General features: G+C 64.3%; 13 protein-coding genes and 1 other RNA gene. 10 read left to right on the plus strand and 4 right to left on the minus strand.

Annotated elements, in window-relative coordinates; all coding sequences use genetic code 11:
- Positions 1-135 precede the first annotated feature (135 nt).
- Positions 136-1,938: an ABC transporter ATP-binding protein gene (locus V1290_RS28245; RefSeq protein WP_334367407.1), complete on the plus strand. Its 1,803-nt coding sequence runs from the start codon at positions 136-138 to the stop codon at positions 1,936-1,938.
- Positions 1,939-2,020: 82 nt separating this feature from the next.
- On the opposite strand, the gene V1290_RS28250 is transcribed toward V1290_RS28245, so the two are convergent.
- Complete coding sequence (locus V1290_RS28250) at positions 2,021-2,953, minus strand: DMT family transporter (protein ID WP_334367408.1); 933 nt, start codon at positions 2,951-2,953, stop codon at positions 2,021-2,023.
- Positions 2,954-3,025: 72 nt separating this feature from the next.
- Positions 3,026-3,769, minus strand: coding sequence for a sulfite exporter TauE/SafE family protein (locus V1290_RS28255; protein ID WP_334367409.1), 744 nt, complete (start codon positions 3,767-3,769; stop codon positions 3,026-3,028).
- Between the two features lie 194 nt (positions 3,770-3,963).
- Between V1290_RS28255 and V1290_RS28260 the strand changes: the two genes are divergently transcribed.
- The 3 genes from V1290_RS28260 to V1290_RS28270 all read left to right on the plus strand — a co-directional run bounded on the left by V1290_RS28260 (position 3,964) and on the right by V1290_RS28270 (position 6,578).
- Positions 3,964-4,680, plus strand: coding sequence for an alpha/beta fold hydrolase (locus tag V1290_RS28260; RefSeq protein ID WP_334367410.1), 717 nt, complete (start codon positions 3,964-3,966; stop codon positions 4,678-4,680).
- A 103-nt stretch (positions 4,681-4,783) separates the two neighbouring features.
- A complete protein-coding gene (locus V1290_RS28265) occupies positions 4,784-5,749 on the plus strand; it encodes a helix-turn-helix domain-containing protein (protein WP_334367411.1) in 966 nt (321 codons plus the stop codon).
- 100 nt (positions 5,750-5,849) lie between these two features.
- Positions 5,850-6,578, plus strand: a complete 729-nt coding sequence (locus tag V1290_RS28270) for an alpha/beta hydrolase (RefSeq protein WP_334367412.1) — start codon at positions 5,850-5,852, stop codon at positions 6,576-6,578.
- Between the two features lie 67 nt (positions 6,579-6,645).
- Here the strand turns inward: V1290_RS28270 and rnpB are convergent.
- An RNA gene (gene rnpB, locus V1290_RS28275) (RNase P RNA component class A) lies at positions 6,646-7,068 on the minus strand.
- A gap of 143 nt (positions 7,069-7,211) precedes the next feature.
- On the opposite strand from rnpB, the gene V1290_RS28280 reads away from it, so the two are divergent.
- The 3 genes from V1290_RS28280 (at position 7,212) to V1290_RS28290 (ending at position 9,369) form a co-directional block, all read left to right on the plus strand.
- Entirely contained in the window at positions 7,212-7,643 is a 432-nt protein-coding gene (locus V1290_RS28280; protein WP_334367413.1) for a PAS domain-containing protein, read from the plus strand.
- Between the two features lie 130 nt (positions 7,644-7,773).
- Positions 7,774-8,124: a YciI family protein gene (locus tag V1290_RS28285; protein ID WP_334367415.1), complete on the plus strand. Its 351-nt coding sequence runs from the start codon at positions 7,774-7,776 to the stop codon at positions 8,122-8,124.
- Between the two features lie 6 nt (positions 8,125-8,130).
- Positions 8,131-9,369, plus strand: a complete 1,239-nt coding sequence (locus V1290_RS28290) for an RNA polymerase sigma factor (protein ID WP_334367416.1) — start codon at positions 8,131-8,133, stop codon at positions 9,367-9,369.
- A gap of 41 nt (positions 9,370-9,410) precedes the next feature.
- Here V1290_RS28290 and V1290_RS28295 read toward each other — a convergent pair whose 3' ends face one another.
- Positions 9,411-10,277 carry an N-acetylmuramoyl-L-alanine amidase gene (locus V1290_RS28295; protein ID WP_334367417.1) on the minus strand — a complete coding sequence of 289 codons (867 nt, stop codon included), beginning with the start codon at positions 10,275-10,277 and terminating at the stop codon, positions 9,411-9,413.
- Positions 10,278-10,743: 466 nt separating this feature from the next.
- Between V1290_RS28295 and rsmH the strand changes: the two genes are divergently transcribed.
- Genes rsmH through V1290_RS28310 form a run of 3 tightly spaced genes read left to right on the plus strand, consistent with a single transcriptional unit; the run spans position 10,744 to position 13,882 of the window.
- Positions 10,744-11,739 carry a 16S rRNA (cytosine(1402)-N(4))-methyltransferase RsmH gene (rsmH, locus tag V1290_RS28300; protein WP_334367418.1) on the plus strand — a complete coding sequence of 332 codons (996 nt, stop codon included), beginning with the start codon at positions 10,744-10,746 and terminating at the stop codon, positions 11,737-11,739.
- Positions 11,740-11,741: 2 nt separating this feature from the next.
- Positions 11,742-12,134, plus strand: a complete 393-nt coding sequence (ftsL, locus tag V1290_RS28305) for a cell division protein FtsL (protein WP_057847016.1) — start codon at positions 11,742-11,744, stop codon at positions 12,132-12,134.
- Positions 12,131-13,882, plus strand: a complete 1,752-nt coding sequence (locus V1290_RS28310; RefSeq protein WP_334367419.1) for a peptidoglycan D,D-transpeptidase FtsI family protein — start codon at positions 12,131-12,133, stop codon at positions 13,880-13,882. The genes ftsL and V1290_RS28310 overlap by 4 nt, the downstream gene beginning before the upstream one ends.
- Positions 13,883-13,888: the final 6 nt, after the last annotated feature.

Here is a 13,888-nt window from a genome sequence, read left to right on the forward strand (position 1 = left end):
GCCTCACGCCCGATCTTTCCAAACTTCCCAACGACTTAACGACAGTTTTCAACGACGCATGCGTTCGGCCCAAGGCTGCCCGCGCGTCAAACCAGATGGAGCCGGCTTGCGCCTTTCGCGCAGCCGGATGACGCCATGACCGTTCAAACAGACAAACGTTCCGCGGCGATACGCGTGGTGATCCCGTTTGTGTTCCGCCACTGGCTGCAACAGCCCGGCCGCGCCGCCGTCGTAACCGGCGGCTTGCTGGGAGCAACCGCCGCCGACCTGTTCATGCCTATCTTCTCCGGCCGGCTGGTCGATGCGCTGACGCTGGGCGCCTCCGACCCGGGCGCGCGCCAGGCTGCGTTCGCAGCCTTCGGCGGGATCGTCGCGCTCGGATTGATGTCGATGATCCTGCGCCTGACCGGCCTGCAGGCGATCGTGCCGTTCACGCTCACGACCATGTCAGATGTGTCGCGCGACGCTTTCGCGCGCGTGCAGCGCTTCTCGACCGACTGGCACGCCAACTCGTTTGCCGGCTCCACCGTGCGCAAGATCACGCGCGGCATGTGGGCGCTCGACCTGCTCAACGACACCATCTTGATGGCGCTGCTGCCGTCGCTCCTCGTGCTGGTCGGCTCGATGATCCTGCTCGGGCTGCACTGGCCGGTGTTAGGTGCGGTCATCGCGGTCGGCACGGTTATCTATGTCTCGATGACGATGGCGTTCTCGGTGAACTACATCGCACCGGCTGCGCGCGTCTCCAACGCCTGGGACACCAAGGTCGGCGGGACGCTGGCGGACGCATTGACCTGCAACGCGGTAGTAAAATCCTTCGGCGCGGAAGCGCGCGAGGATGCGCGGCTGGCCGGCGTTGTCGGACGCTGGCGCACGCGCGTGCGTCGGACGTGGTACCGCTATAACTACACCTCGACGGCGCAACTTGCGGTGCTGTTGTGCTTTCGCGGCTCCGTGATCGGCGGGGCGATCTTGTTGTGGATCGCCGGCCGCGCCACGCCGGGCGACGTCACCTATGTGCTGACCAGCTACTACATCATTCATGCTTATCTGCGTGACGTCGGCATGCACATCAACAACCTGCAGCGCTCGGTCAACGACATGGAGGAGCTGGTCGCGATTCACGACGAGCCGATCGGCATTGCCGATGCGCCGGATGCCAAGCCGATCGACATCCAGGGTGGCCGCATCATGTTCGACGATGTGACGTTCCATTACGGCGGCCACCGCGCGCCGCTGTATGACGGACTGTCGGTGGAGATCCGCGCCGGCGAACGGGTCGGCCTGGTCGGCCGCTCCGGCTCCGGCAAGACCACTTTCGTCAAGCTGGTGCAACGGCTCTACGATATTGGCGGCGGGAAAATACTGATCGACGGTCAGGATGTCGCGAAAGCCACGCAGCAATCGCTGCGCAGCCAGATCGCGATCGTGCAGCAGGAACCGATCCTGTTTCACCGCACGCTGGCGGAGAACATCGCCTATGGCCGGCCGGGCGCCAGCATGGCGGCGATCGAGCAGGCGGCGCGGCTCGCCAACGCGCATGACTTCATCCTGCGGCTGCCGAAAGGCTATGGCACGCTGGTCGGCGAGCGCGGCGTCAAGCTGTCGGGCGGCGAACGGCAGCGCGTCGCGCTGGCACGCGCGTTTCTCGCGGACGCGCCGGTGCTGATCCTGGACGAGGCAACCTCGAGCCTTGATTCGGAGTCAGAGGGCCTGATCCAGCAGGCGATGGAGCGGCTGATGAAAGGGCGGACCTCGATCGTGATCGCGCACCGGCTGTCGACGGTGCGCAGCCTCGACCGCATCCTGGTGTTCGACCGCGGCGAGATCGTCGAGCAGGGCACGCATGCGGCGCTGACGGCGCGCCCCGGCGGCCTCTATCGCGGGCTGTTCGAGTTGCAGGCCACCGAGTTCAGCCGCATTTCGGCGGCGGAGTGAGAGCCACATTGTTGCGAACCCGATCGATGTCGGAATATGTTTTCCGGCATCGAGAGGGGCTCGCGCGATGCGCTGGTTTCGATCAGGACGCCGCGAGTTGAGGCGGCTCGCGATCTCGCTGCGGCAGTGAGGGCGCCGGCTTGGCCCGCGTGCGCGTCGAAATGGCGACCGTCACCACGACGGCAGCAGCGAATAGCAGGATCTGCAGCGTGATGGTCTCGCCGTTGAAGAACGCCGCGAGCGCAAAGGTGACGAAGGGTTGCAGCAACTGGATCTGCGAAACCCGCGCGATGCCGCCCATCGCTAGCCCCGCATTCCACGCAAAGAAGCCGATCCATTGCGAGAACAATGCGACATAGAGCAGCCCGAGCCAGGGTTTCAGGGCGATCTGGGTGATATCGGCGGGCATGGTCAGCACGGCTGCCGGGATCGACAGCGGCAGCGCAATCACCAGAATCCAGCTTATGACCTCCCAGCCCGGCATTTGCGAGGTGAGCCGGCCGGAGAATGCGTAGCCGATCGCGGCGACGGCGACCGATGCGAACAGGAATAAATCACCGGCGACCAGCGCGCCGCCGCCTTGCCGCAATGCGAATGCGATCACCAGCGCGGCCCCGGCCACGGAAGCGATCCAGAACAGCGGCCGCGGCCGCTCATGGGTGATCGCGACGGCGACCAGCGCGGTGGCGATCGGCAGTACGCCCAGCACCACGCCGCCATGCGAGGCGTCGACCCTCTGCATGCCCATCGACATCAACAGCGGAAACAGGATCGCGACGCAAAGCATCGCAATGATCAGTTGCGGCCACAGCGCGCGGGGCGGCAGCGGTCGGCGTAACACGAGAAGGAGCACCAGCGAGCACAGCCCGGCGATCGCGGTGCGCAGCGCGGTCAGTGCAATCGGATCAATTTCCGCAACCGCGATCCGCGTCGCCGGCAGCGTGCCGCCGAAGATCGCCATGCCGATGAAGCCCAGCAACAGGCCGAGGCGCTCGCGCGAAGCAGGGGAGCTCATGACGCGATTGGTTAGCCGCTTTGCAGGTCAGCGTACAGCAATCTACTCGGAGCACATGGCGGCTATGCGCGCCTATCTCGGAGCAATGCTGCTCCACACCAATCCGACCCCGGATAGAAACAGCAGAGCCAGCACGACGTCGTAGAAGTTTCGGTCATTCAGGGCGTGATAGGTGCGCATGCCAAGACGGGCGCCGATCAGCGTGCCGGGCAGCGCCAGCATCGCCAGCCAGAACACGTCCAGTTTGACGAAACCGCTGGCGATCTGCAGGCAGAGCGCGGCGCCGAGCACGCTGCCATTGAAGATCTGGAAAACGCCGCGGCGTTGGTCCTTGGTCCAGCCGCGGATACTCGCCCACAAGGTCGGCAGCGGGCCCGACAGGCCGGCGAGGCCGCCGAGGATGCCGCCGGCAAACCCGATAGCTGCGTCTGCCGGCCGGCCGCCGAAGCGGAAGGCCATCGGCTTGCGGATGAAATAGAGTGCGGTGGGAAATACCAGCAGCATCACGCCGACGCTGAGCTTGAAGTTTTGCGGGTCGGCGCGCGCGACCAGTAGCGCCCCGATCGGCATGCCGACAAGACCGCCGGCCACGAACGGCCACGCCAGCTTGAAGTCGAGAACTTTCCACATCGACGGCAGCGTCGAGATCTGCGCGCTCACCGAGCAGATCAGGACCAGCGGCACGGCAATGGCCGGCGGCAAGATGTAGAGCCAGATCCCCAGCGCCATCAGCGCCGTGCCGAAACCGGCAAGTCCGGAGACAAAACCGCCGGCGAGCGCACCGGCGAGCAGGATGGCGTAGGTGGCTAATTCCACTCTTCTCTTTCCCTCTCATCATTCCGGGGCGGTGCGCAGCATCGAACTATGGTGCGCAATCGCGCACCTGAGGTCTGGTCCTTCGGACCATGCCGGAATGACGACGTTTGAATTTAAGCCGACGTTTACACGAGGCGACGGGCAGGTACTATCGCAATCGACGCCTTCAACAATAACCTAGTGGAAACGTCCCAATGAGCTCGACTTTTTCGAAAACCTTCCTCGTCTGTCACGGCGCGTGGTCCGCGGGTTGGGCCTGGAAGAAGATGCATCCGCTGATGCAGGCCGCCGGGCATCGCCTGATCACGCCAACCTACAGCGGTCTCGGCGAGCGCGCGCATCTGGCTCATCCGGGCATCGATCTCAATTCGCATATCGAAGACGTACTTGCCGTCATCAGGTATGAAGACCTGCGCGACTTCGTGCTGATCGGCCACAGCTACGGCGGCATGGTCGCGACCGGCGTCGCCGACCGGGCGCGCGACAAGGTCAAGCAGCTCATTTATATCGACGCTTTCGTGCCACAGGACGGCCAGTCGCTGCTCGATTTGAACGAGACGGGGCGGGCGCGAATGCAGGAGCTTTCGAAGAGCGGTGACGGCTGGCGCGTGCCGCCAAACCCGACGCCGCCAGATACGTCGCCTGCGGACGTCGAATGGCTCAGCGCGCGCCGCGTCGACATGCCGATCAAGTGTTTCGAGACCAAGCTCAAGCTGCAGGGCGGCGCGCTGACGCTGCCACGCAGCTATATCTACGCCACCCGCATCACGCCTGCCGATACTTTTGGACCGTTCGCCAAAATGACAAAGGGCGATCCCGCCTGGAGCTATTACGAGATCGACGCCAGCCATTCGCCGAATGTCACCGCGCCGGAGGCATTGATGGCGCTGCTGCAGAAGATCGTGGCGTAGGCCCGTTACCCCATCTACGGGATGTCGCAGGCGGATTGACTCTCCGCCACGCGCCCAACAAGCTGGCAAACCGGTGGTCGACATCGATCGCGGAGGGCAGGCCATGGCGGCCAGAACGACTTCAGTCATCGAGACGTGGTCAACCGGTCTGGTCGAGCCGGAACGGCGCCTGGACTATTGGATCGGCGCCGTCTGCGAATGTTTTCTCGAAATGGATATCACGACGCCGGTGCGGTCGGGCTTCGACTGCTCCGTTCAGCGCGGGCAACTCGACACGATCGGCATCAACCGCGTCGAGGGCTCGGCGCAGCACGTCTACCGCAGGAAAGCCAGCCTCGCGCGCAGTGCATCGAATTACTATTACCTGCTGTGCAAGACCGACAATGACTGGACCGCCATGCAGAACGGCCACGCGTCGCGCCTGCAGCCCGGTGATCTCGTGCTGCTGGACTCCCGGCGCTGCTATGAGTTCAACTTTCCGGTAACTTCAAACACGCTGTCGCTGGAACTGCCGATCGCGTGGGTCGAATCCTGGATCACCGATCCGGAGCGGCGCATCGGGCAGCGCATTGACGGGCGCGCCGGCTGGGGCGCGGCGCTCAGCGCGTTTGCTTGCCAGTTGACACCGCAACTGGCGATCGAGCGGCCCCTTCCTGCCCAGGTTCTGACCGACCAGCTCGGATCGCTGCTGGCGCTTGCGTTCGGAAGCCAGATTCCGGCCGCGCCCTCCGAGCAGCGCGATGCGGCGAAGCTGTTGGACCAGATCGGCCGGGCCATCCGACTGCGCTACGCCGAACCCGGTTTGACGGCTGCGACCATCGCCGCACATCTGCGTGTCTCGGAACGAACCCTGCATCGCTGTCTCAACAAAGCGGGCCTGACGTTCAGCGGACTGCTCAACGATTGCCGCATGACGGCGGCGCGCAGGATGCTGAGCGAGCCGCGCTTCGATCGCATCAGCGTCGGCGGAATCGGGCTGCGGGTCGGCTTTTCCGATCCGTCCCACTTCATCCGGCAAAGCCGCAGATACCTCGGCATGACGCCGGGCGCCTTCCGGCAGCAGCGCTAGAGGCCTGGCGCAATCAGGCGATGACGGTGGCCGAATCCGGCCATCAGGGAATAGCCGTCGCCATCAATGTCTGATTTCCAGGAAATCAGGGGGAAACGGAATGTCAGACATCTATGTTCTTGTTCACGGCGCGTGGCATACCGGCGCCGAGATGGAAGCGGTGGCCGGACATCTTCGCAAGAGCGGCCACGTCGTGCATTGCCCGACGGTCGCCGGCAACGACAAGGATGACGATCGCGAGAAAACAGGACTCGAGCAGGCGATCTCGTCCGTTGTCGCTTACATCGAGGCGAACAATCTCCGCGATGTCAGGCTGGTCGGCCACTCCTACGGCGGGATGGTGATCTCCGGCGTTGCCGACCGTCTAACTGACAGGATCAAGCGCCTTGTCTACGTCAACGCCTTTGTCCCGCTGGATGGGCAGTGCCTCAACGACATGGTGCCGCCGCACTATGTCGGCCTGTTCGATGCCGTGGCCGCTGCCAACAACAACGCGGTGATGCTGCCGTTCGAAATCTGGCGCGATGCCTTCATCAACGACGCCGATCTCGAACTGGCGAAATCCGCCTACGCCAAACTCAATCTGCATCCGTATAAGACGTTCACCGACAAGATCGCGCTAAAGCGTCCCCTGGCAGAGCTGCCGGTCGGCAAGTCCTATGTCAATTGCAGGCAGGACATTGCCCTGCCGCACGGCCTGCCATGGCATCCGCGCTTGTCGGAGCGGCTCGGCCTGTTCCGGCTGGTCGAATGCGACGGCAGTCATGAGATGTTCTTCAGCAACCCGGCGCGGCTGGCGCAGGCGATCGGGGAGGCGGGGCGCGATTGAGATTGTTTGCGCGACGTCAAAAATGGCGAGGGGCCCGGCGTGTTCGCGCCGAACCCCTCATTCATAACATATCAGCCAGCCTGTAAGCCGGGTTCTGTAGGGCACCATTCTTTCGAATGATACGTGACGGCCATTCCTCTGGGACCATGTTCGCACATGGCCTCGAGCAACCTACCCGGACGGCGAGCCTGACATCGCCCTGCGGCGTTATCGCTTTCGCGAACAGCCCGCGTTGCCGTCCCTATTCGGTTTTGCTCCCGGTGGGGTTTGCCATGCCGTTTCCGTTGCCGGAGACGCGGTGCGCTCTTACCGCACCTTTTCACCCTTACCCTCCGAAGCCCGAAGGCGAAGGAGGGCGGTTCGTTCTCTGTGGCACTTTCCCTAGGGTTACCCCCGCCGGACGTTATCCGGCACCGCATGTCGATGGAGCCCGGACTTTCCTCCCCCGCAGCCTTTCGACCGTAGCGGGAGCGGCCGTCCGGCCGACTGATGCCTTACGAATGGGGATTCCGGCGCGCCGCGTCAAGGAAAAGCGATGGTTAATCGGGTTCCATATGCGCGATTTTGACAGAAGCGGCATGGCGGCATTTGATGCTGGGCTGATCGATTTTGAGGATCGGTAGCGGAGGCGCGATGAACATTCCTGCCGGTCTTGGCGAAGCGCTGCTGCACAGCGCCTCCGACGCAATTATCGCGACCGATTGCGAGGGTCGCATCACGTTCTGGAATCCCGGCGCGGAGCGGATCTTTGGATTCCCGGCTGCAGAAGCCGCCGGCCAGTCGCTCGACCTGATCATCCCTGAGAATTTGCGCGCGCGGCACTGGGCGGGCTTTCGACACACGATGGCGACGGGAACGAGCCGCTACGGCCACGGCGACCTGTTGTCCGTGCCAGGGTTGACCAAGGATGGTCGGCGGATCTCGGTCGAGTTCACCATTGTGTTGCTGCGAGACGGGTCGCAGGAGGTCGCAGGCACGGTGGCGGTGATGCGCGACGTGACGAAGCGCTTTGAGGAAGTCAGGGAGCTGAAGCGGCGGCTCGCCGAGGCCGGCGGTCGTTCCTAAAATACTTCCTTGCCTGCGCAGATTCCGGCGGCCCGGCTTCGGCCCAAAATAATTATTATGGCGATGTCGTTTTCCGATGGGCCCGTTCGACTGGGTGTCGGCGATCCAGCCGATCAAGAGGAGTATCAAGATGCAGTATTTGTTGATGATCTATCGGAGCGAGGCCGAGCTTGGAAAAATGGACGCCGCGGCGCGCAAGCAGATGACGGCGGAATACGGGGCGTTCACCCAATCCATCATCCAGAGCGGCCATTTCAAGGCCGGCGATGGCTTGCAGCCGTCAACGACGGCAACCACCGTGCGGGTCCGCGACGGCAAGGTCATGACGACGGACGGTCCGTTCGCAGAGACGCGCGAACAGCTCGGCGGCTATTATCTGGTCGAAGCTAAGGATCTCGACACCGCACTTGGCATCGCCGCCAGGATTCCCGGCGCCAAGACGGGGTCGATCGAGGTCAGGCCGATCATGATTTATGACTGACGGCAGATGACGCCTATCGAAATCGAAAAAATCTTTCGCGACGAGGCGGGGCGGGCGCTGTCTACGCTGATCCGCCTCGTCGGCGATTTCGATCTGGCCGAGGATGCCTTGCAGGATGCGTTTGCGGTGGCGCTGGAACGCTGGCCCGCCGCCGGCCTGCCGTCCAATCCACGTGCGTGGCTGGTGAATGCCGGTCGCAACAAGGCGGTGGATCGCGTCAGGCGCAACATCGCGTTCCGCGGCAAGCAGCAGGAATCGACGCATGAGTTGCTGCTGAATGCGTCCGAGCCGTGCGAGCCATCCGACGGCGGGGTCGTCGACGACGACATGCTGCGGCTGATCTTTACTTGCTGCCATCCGTCCTTTGCTATCGAAGTGCAGGTCGCGCTGACGCTCAAAACGATATGCGGCCTCACCACGGCCGAGGTCGCGCGCGCATTTCTGGCCAGCGAGGAAGCGATGGCGCAGCGTCTGCTGCGTGCCAAGCAGAAGATTCGCCTCGCCGGCATTCCCTATGAGGTTCCGGAACGCGAGGCGCTGGAGCCGCGCCTGCGCGGCGTGCTCGCCGTGATCTATCTCGTCTTCACCGAAGGCTATGCCGCCACCTCCGGCGCGGATCTGATGCGGCCGGATCTGGCGCGCGAGGCGATCCGGCTGGCGAGGTTGCTCGATGCGCTGATGCCAGCGCGTGGCGAGATCAAGGGGTTGCTCGCCCTGATGCTGTTGCACGATGCCCGCCGCGCCGGCCGCGAGACCGCCGGCGGCGACATCGTGCTGCTGGAAGAGCAGGACCGCAGCCTGTGGGACCAGCGCCAGATCGCCGAGGGCTTGGTGCTGGTGGAGGATGCGTTGCGGATACCGGGGCGGCCGCAATCCTACGCGGTGCAGGCGGCGATCGCCGCATTGCATGCGCGGGCGCCGAGCTATGAAGATACCGATTGGCCGCAGATCGCCGGGCTATATGAAGTGCTACTGCGGATCAGCCCGTCGCCGGTGATTGAACTCAACCACGCCGCTGCCATCGCGATGGTCGACGGCCCGGCACGCGCGCTCGATCTGGTCGATGCGCTGGAAGCGCGGGGCGGACTGAAGGGTTATGAACTGCTGCCGGCCGTGCGCGCCGATTTGCTGCGCCGGCTGGACCGGCGCGATGCTGCGCGCGAAGCCTATCTGGCCGCGACCGCGGCAACGCAGCTTGAGCCGCTGCGGCGATTTTATGCGCGGCGGATCGCTGAGATGGGGTGAGACGGACGGAGATCATTCCGTCATTGCAATGACGGAAAAAGCTACCTCGCCGCCACCGTCGTCATCGCCTCCGCCGGCAGGCTCGCCAACAGCGCATGCAGCGTGCTCATGGTCGAGTGATCGGCGATGCCGTCAACGCGTGCGGGGCGGAAATGGCGCTGGAACGCGGTGACCACTTCCATGGTCGGACCGTCGAACTTGCCGTGGGTCGGGATGTTGTAACCGTACTTGGCGAGCGCCGCCTGCATGTTGGCGACGCCGTCTGAGATGCTGCCGAGCTTGAGCGTTTCGCCGCGCACGATCGGCGCCGGCTGCACCCAATGGCCGACGCCGGAATTCGCCAGCAAGTGCCACGGGAATTTTTCGCCGGGATCTTTCTTGCGCGCCGGCGCGACGTCTGAATGTGCGAGCACGCGATGCGCCGGTATCTTGCGGCGGAGCATGATGCCGCGGCACAGCGCGATCACGGCGGCGATCTGGCGCGATGGGAAATCCGGATAGCCCCAGTCGTGGCCGCTGTTGATGATCTCGACGCCGATCGAGCAGGAATTGATGTCTTCCTCGCCGGCCCAGGAGGATACGCCGGCGTGCCAGGCGCGCTTGGCTTCCGGCACGCTCTGCACGATGCGGCCGTCCTCCAGCACGATGTAATGGGCTGAAACGTCGGTGCCGGGGGTGCAGAGCTGGGCGATCGCGCCTTCCACATCCGGCATGCCGGTGTAGTGCAGCAGGATCATGTCGGCGACGCGGCCGTTGTTGCGGTCGCCATAGTTCGGCGACGGGATGACGTCGGATGCGATCGAGGAATCCGGGGTGAAGGTCTTCATGTCGGCGTTGGCCCTGGGAACGGGAAGGGCGCGTTGACGCCTCGAATCAATACCAGCAGGTGTGAACGAACCAGAAGCCATTTTTTAAACCCAAACCGGGCGGCAGAGCGGCAACATCGTGTTCAAACGGCAATAATCGTTTACTATTCATTTACCGCGTATCCGCGCAATGCGGCGGCCGAGTTCCCTCTCGTATTTTGACCGGGTGTGGGCGGGGCGCATCACCCTTGTTCGGTGTCTCGAAAGCGCGGAAAACCCGCGGCCGACCATCAACGCTTTCTTAACGCTAAGTGCCGTTACTAAGTGGTGAATAGCCGAACCGGGTTGGGGACGGCCGAGGCCCTCTTTCACGCTCGAAATTGCCATGGCAACCCAGCAAATTCCGTCTGGAAATGAGGGGTCGCGGGGCCGGGCGAGAGGCGGCAATCCCACCTGTTCGCGGCCATTTGGCCGGAAAAGCCCGGCGAAGCGCAGAGATTTGAGGCGCAATGGGCCCGTTCGCGTCCAGTTTTCGTACCACAGACTGGAAAACGCCAGAGGACGGCGCATGACCCCGGCTGCGCCGCGTCACATCTCGGTGCTCGGCCGCGAGGCGGTCGAGATGCTCGATCCCAGGGACGGCGGGGTCTATGTCGACGCGACCTTCGGCGCCGGCGGGTACAGCCGCGCCATTCTCGACACCCCGGGAACACAGGTCATCGGCATCGACCGCGACCGGTCGGCGGTTGCCGGCGGGTTCGACCTGGTCGAGCAGTCCGGCGGTCGGCTGACCCTGGTCGAGGACCGATTCTCCAACCTGGCCGAAATCTGCGCGGCGCAAGGTGTGCCTGCGGTGGACGGCGTCGTGATGGACGTCGGGGTTTCCTCGATGCAACTCGATCAGGCCGAGCGCGGCTTCTCGTTCAGGCTCGGCGGCCCGCTCGACATGCGGATGGGTCACGACGGGCCGACGGCGGCCGATGTGGTGGCGAAGGCCTCCGAGAGCGATCTCGCCAACATCATCTATATCTTCGGCGAAGAGCGCCATTCCCGCGCGGTGGCGCGCGCCATCGTGGCGGCGCGGAAAGAGGCGCCGATTACGACCACCCAACAACTGGCCGATATCGTCGGCAAGGTGGTGCGCTCAAAGCCGAACGAGATTCACCCGGCGACGCGCACGTTCCAGGCCTTGCGGATCTTCGTCAACGCCGAACTCGACGAACTGCATCTCGCGCTGGCAGCGGCGGAGCGCGTATTGAAGCCCGGCGGGCGCTTGGTGGTCGTCTCGTTCCATTCGCTGGAAGACCGCATCGTCAAGGATTTCCTCAACGCGCGCGGCAAGGCCGGCGGCGGTTCGCGGCATTTGCCCGAAGTGGCGCAGGCGGCGCCGAGTTTTCAGATTCTGACGAAGCGTCCGGTTACCCCCGGTGAAGCCGAGCTTGCCGCCAATCCGCGCGCGCGTTCGGCAAAACTGCGCGCTGCCGAGCGCACCGCGGCGCCGGCGCATGCAGCAGGCCGCCTGCCGGCGTGGCCTACGCTGGCCGACGTGATGAGGGGAGGCTGATCATGCGGATCATCCACTTTCTCGTCATCGGCGTGCTGGTGTTCGCAGCCGCCTATGTCTACCGGATCAAGATGGAATCGACCGCGCGCGTCGAGCGTGTGCTGCGGCTGAACGCCGAGATACGCGAGCAGCGCGATGCGATTGCGGCGTTGCGCGCGGAATGGGCCAAGCTCGATGCGCCGCTGCGGCTACAGGGGCTTGCCGAGCGCCATCTCAGCCTGAAGCCGCTGGTCGCCACGCAGTATGACCAACTGAAGAATTTGCCGGAACGACCGCCGGCTTTTGCGCGGCCGGGTGCGCCCGATCCGATCGGCGCGATGATCAACACGATCGAGGCTGCCGCCGAGGCGCCGCCCACAACCGGCTCCGTGCCCGCACCGGGAGATCAGCAATGACCGGCCGCGCGCTTGCCAACTCCAGGAGGCCCGCGGAACCGTGGCGGCGTCGGCTGATCCGCAGCCTGCTCTATGGGCGCAACGTCGACCGCGCCGTCAAGGCGCGGGCGCGGGTGGGCCTTGCGATCCTGCTGTTTGCGGCAATCTATGCGGTGCTGGCCGGACGTCTGGTGATGTTCGCCGTCGGCGCCGACAGCCACGGCGGCCGCCGCGCCGCCTCGCAGGACGCGATTGCAACCGCGCGGCCCGACATCGTCGATCGTAACGGCGAGGTGCTGGCGACCGACGTCAAGGCGCCGAGCCTGTTCGGCGAGCCCAGGCGCATCATCGACAAGGATGAGGCGATCGAACTCTTGACCGCGGCGCTGCCGGACCTCGACACCGCGGAGGCGCGCACGCGCCTGTCGTCGCGCAAGGGATTTGTGTGGCTGAAGCGCGAGATCACGCCAAAACAGCAGCACGACATTCACAAGCTCGGCATTCCCGGCATCGGCTTCCTGCGCGAGAACAAGCGCGTCTATCCGACCGGCGCCGCGGTCGCGCATCTGATCGGCCTCGTCAACATCGACAACGCGGGCATCGCCGGGATGGAGAAGTGGCTGGACAACAACGGTCTGGCCGACCTGCACCGCGCCGGCTTCGCCACCGATCGGCTGCAAAAGCCGGTGGAACTGTCGATCGACCTGCGCGTCGAGCACGCGCTGCGCGACGAATTGTTGAAGGCGAAAGAGAAGTACAAGGCCAAGGCAGCTTCCGGCCTCGTCTCCAATGTCAGGACCGGCGAGATCGTAGCCCTGGTGTCGCTGCCGGATTTCGATCCGAACAATCCGAAAGAGGCGCACGACCCCGAGCGCATCAACCGCCTGACCACGGGCGTGTTCGAAATGGGCTCGACCTTCAAGGCGCTGACGCTGGCGATGGCGCTGGATTCCGGCAAGGCCAACCTCAACACGCTCTATGACGGGCGTGGCACGCTGAAGTTCGGCAAGTTCACCATTCACGACACCCATCCGGTCGGCCGCGCGATCACGCTGTCGGAAGTGTTCACCTTCTCCTCCAACGTCGGCGCGGCCAAGATCGCGCTGGCGCAAGGCGTGGAAGCCCACAAGGCCTTCCTGAAAAAGCTCGGCCAGATGGACCGGCTGCGCACCGAGCTGCCGGAAAGCGCTTCGCCAATCGTGCCGAAGCGCTGGACCGAGCTCAACACCATCACGGCTTCGTTCGGCCATGGCATCGCGGTGGCGCCGCTGCAGGCGGTGATGGGCATCAATGCCTGCATCAATGGCGGTCTTTTGATTCCCCCGACCTTCCTCAAGCGGTCGGAAGAGGAGGCGCGGGCCATCGCCAAGAAGGTGCTCCGAACCGAAACCTCCGAGAAGATGCGCTACCTGATGCGGCTGAACGCCGAGATCGGAACCGCCAAGAAGGCCGACGTGAAGGGCTACTATATCGGCGGCAAGACCGGCACCTCGGAAAAGGTGGTCAATGGCCGCTATTCCAAGAAACAGGTGCTCAATTCCTTCACCGCGATCATCCCGGCTGACAATCCGCAGTATCAGTTGCTGGTCATGCTGGACGAGCCGAAGGCGCTGCCGGAAACCCATGGCTTCATCACCTCGGGCTGGAACGCGGTGCCGACCGGCGGCAAGGTGATTGCCCGCATCGGCCCGCTGCTGGGTGTTGAGCCGCGCTTCGATCTGCCGCCGTCCGACCGCCTTATTCTTGCAGCATCGAAGACAACCCAGTAAGGCGTA

Origin of the sequence: Bradyrhizobium sp. AZCC 1578, from assembly GCF_036924675.1 — a bacterium.
In the GTDB taxonomy this organism is placed as follows: Bacteria; Pseudomonadota; Alphaproteobacteria; order Rhizobiales; family Xanthobacteraceae; genus Bradyrhizobium.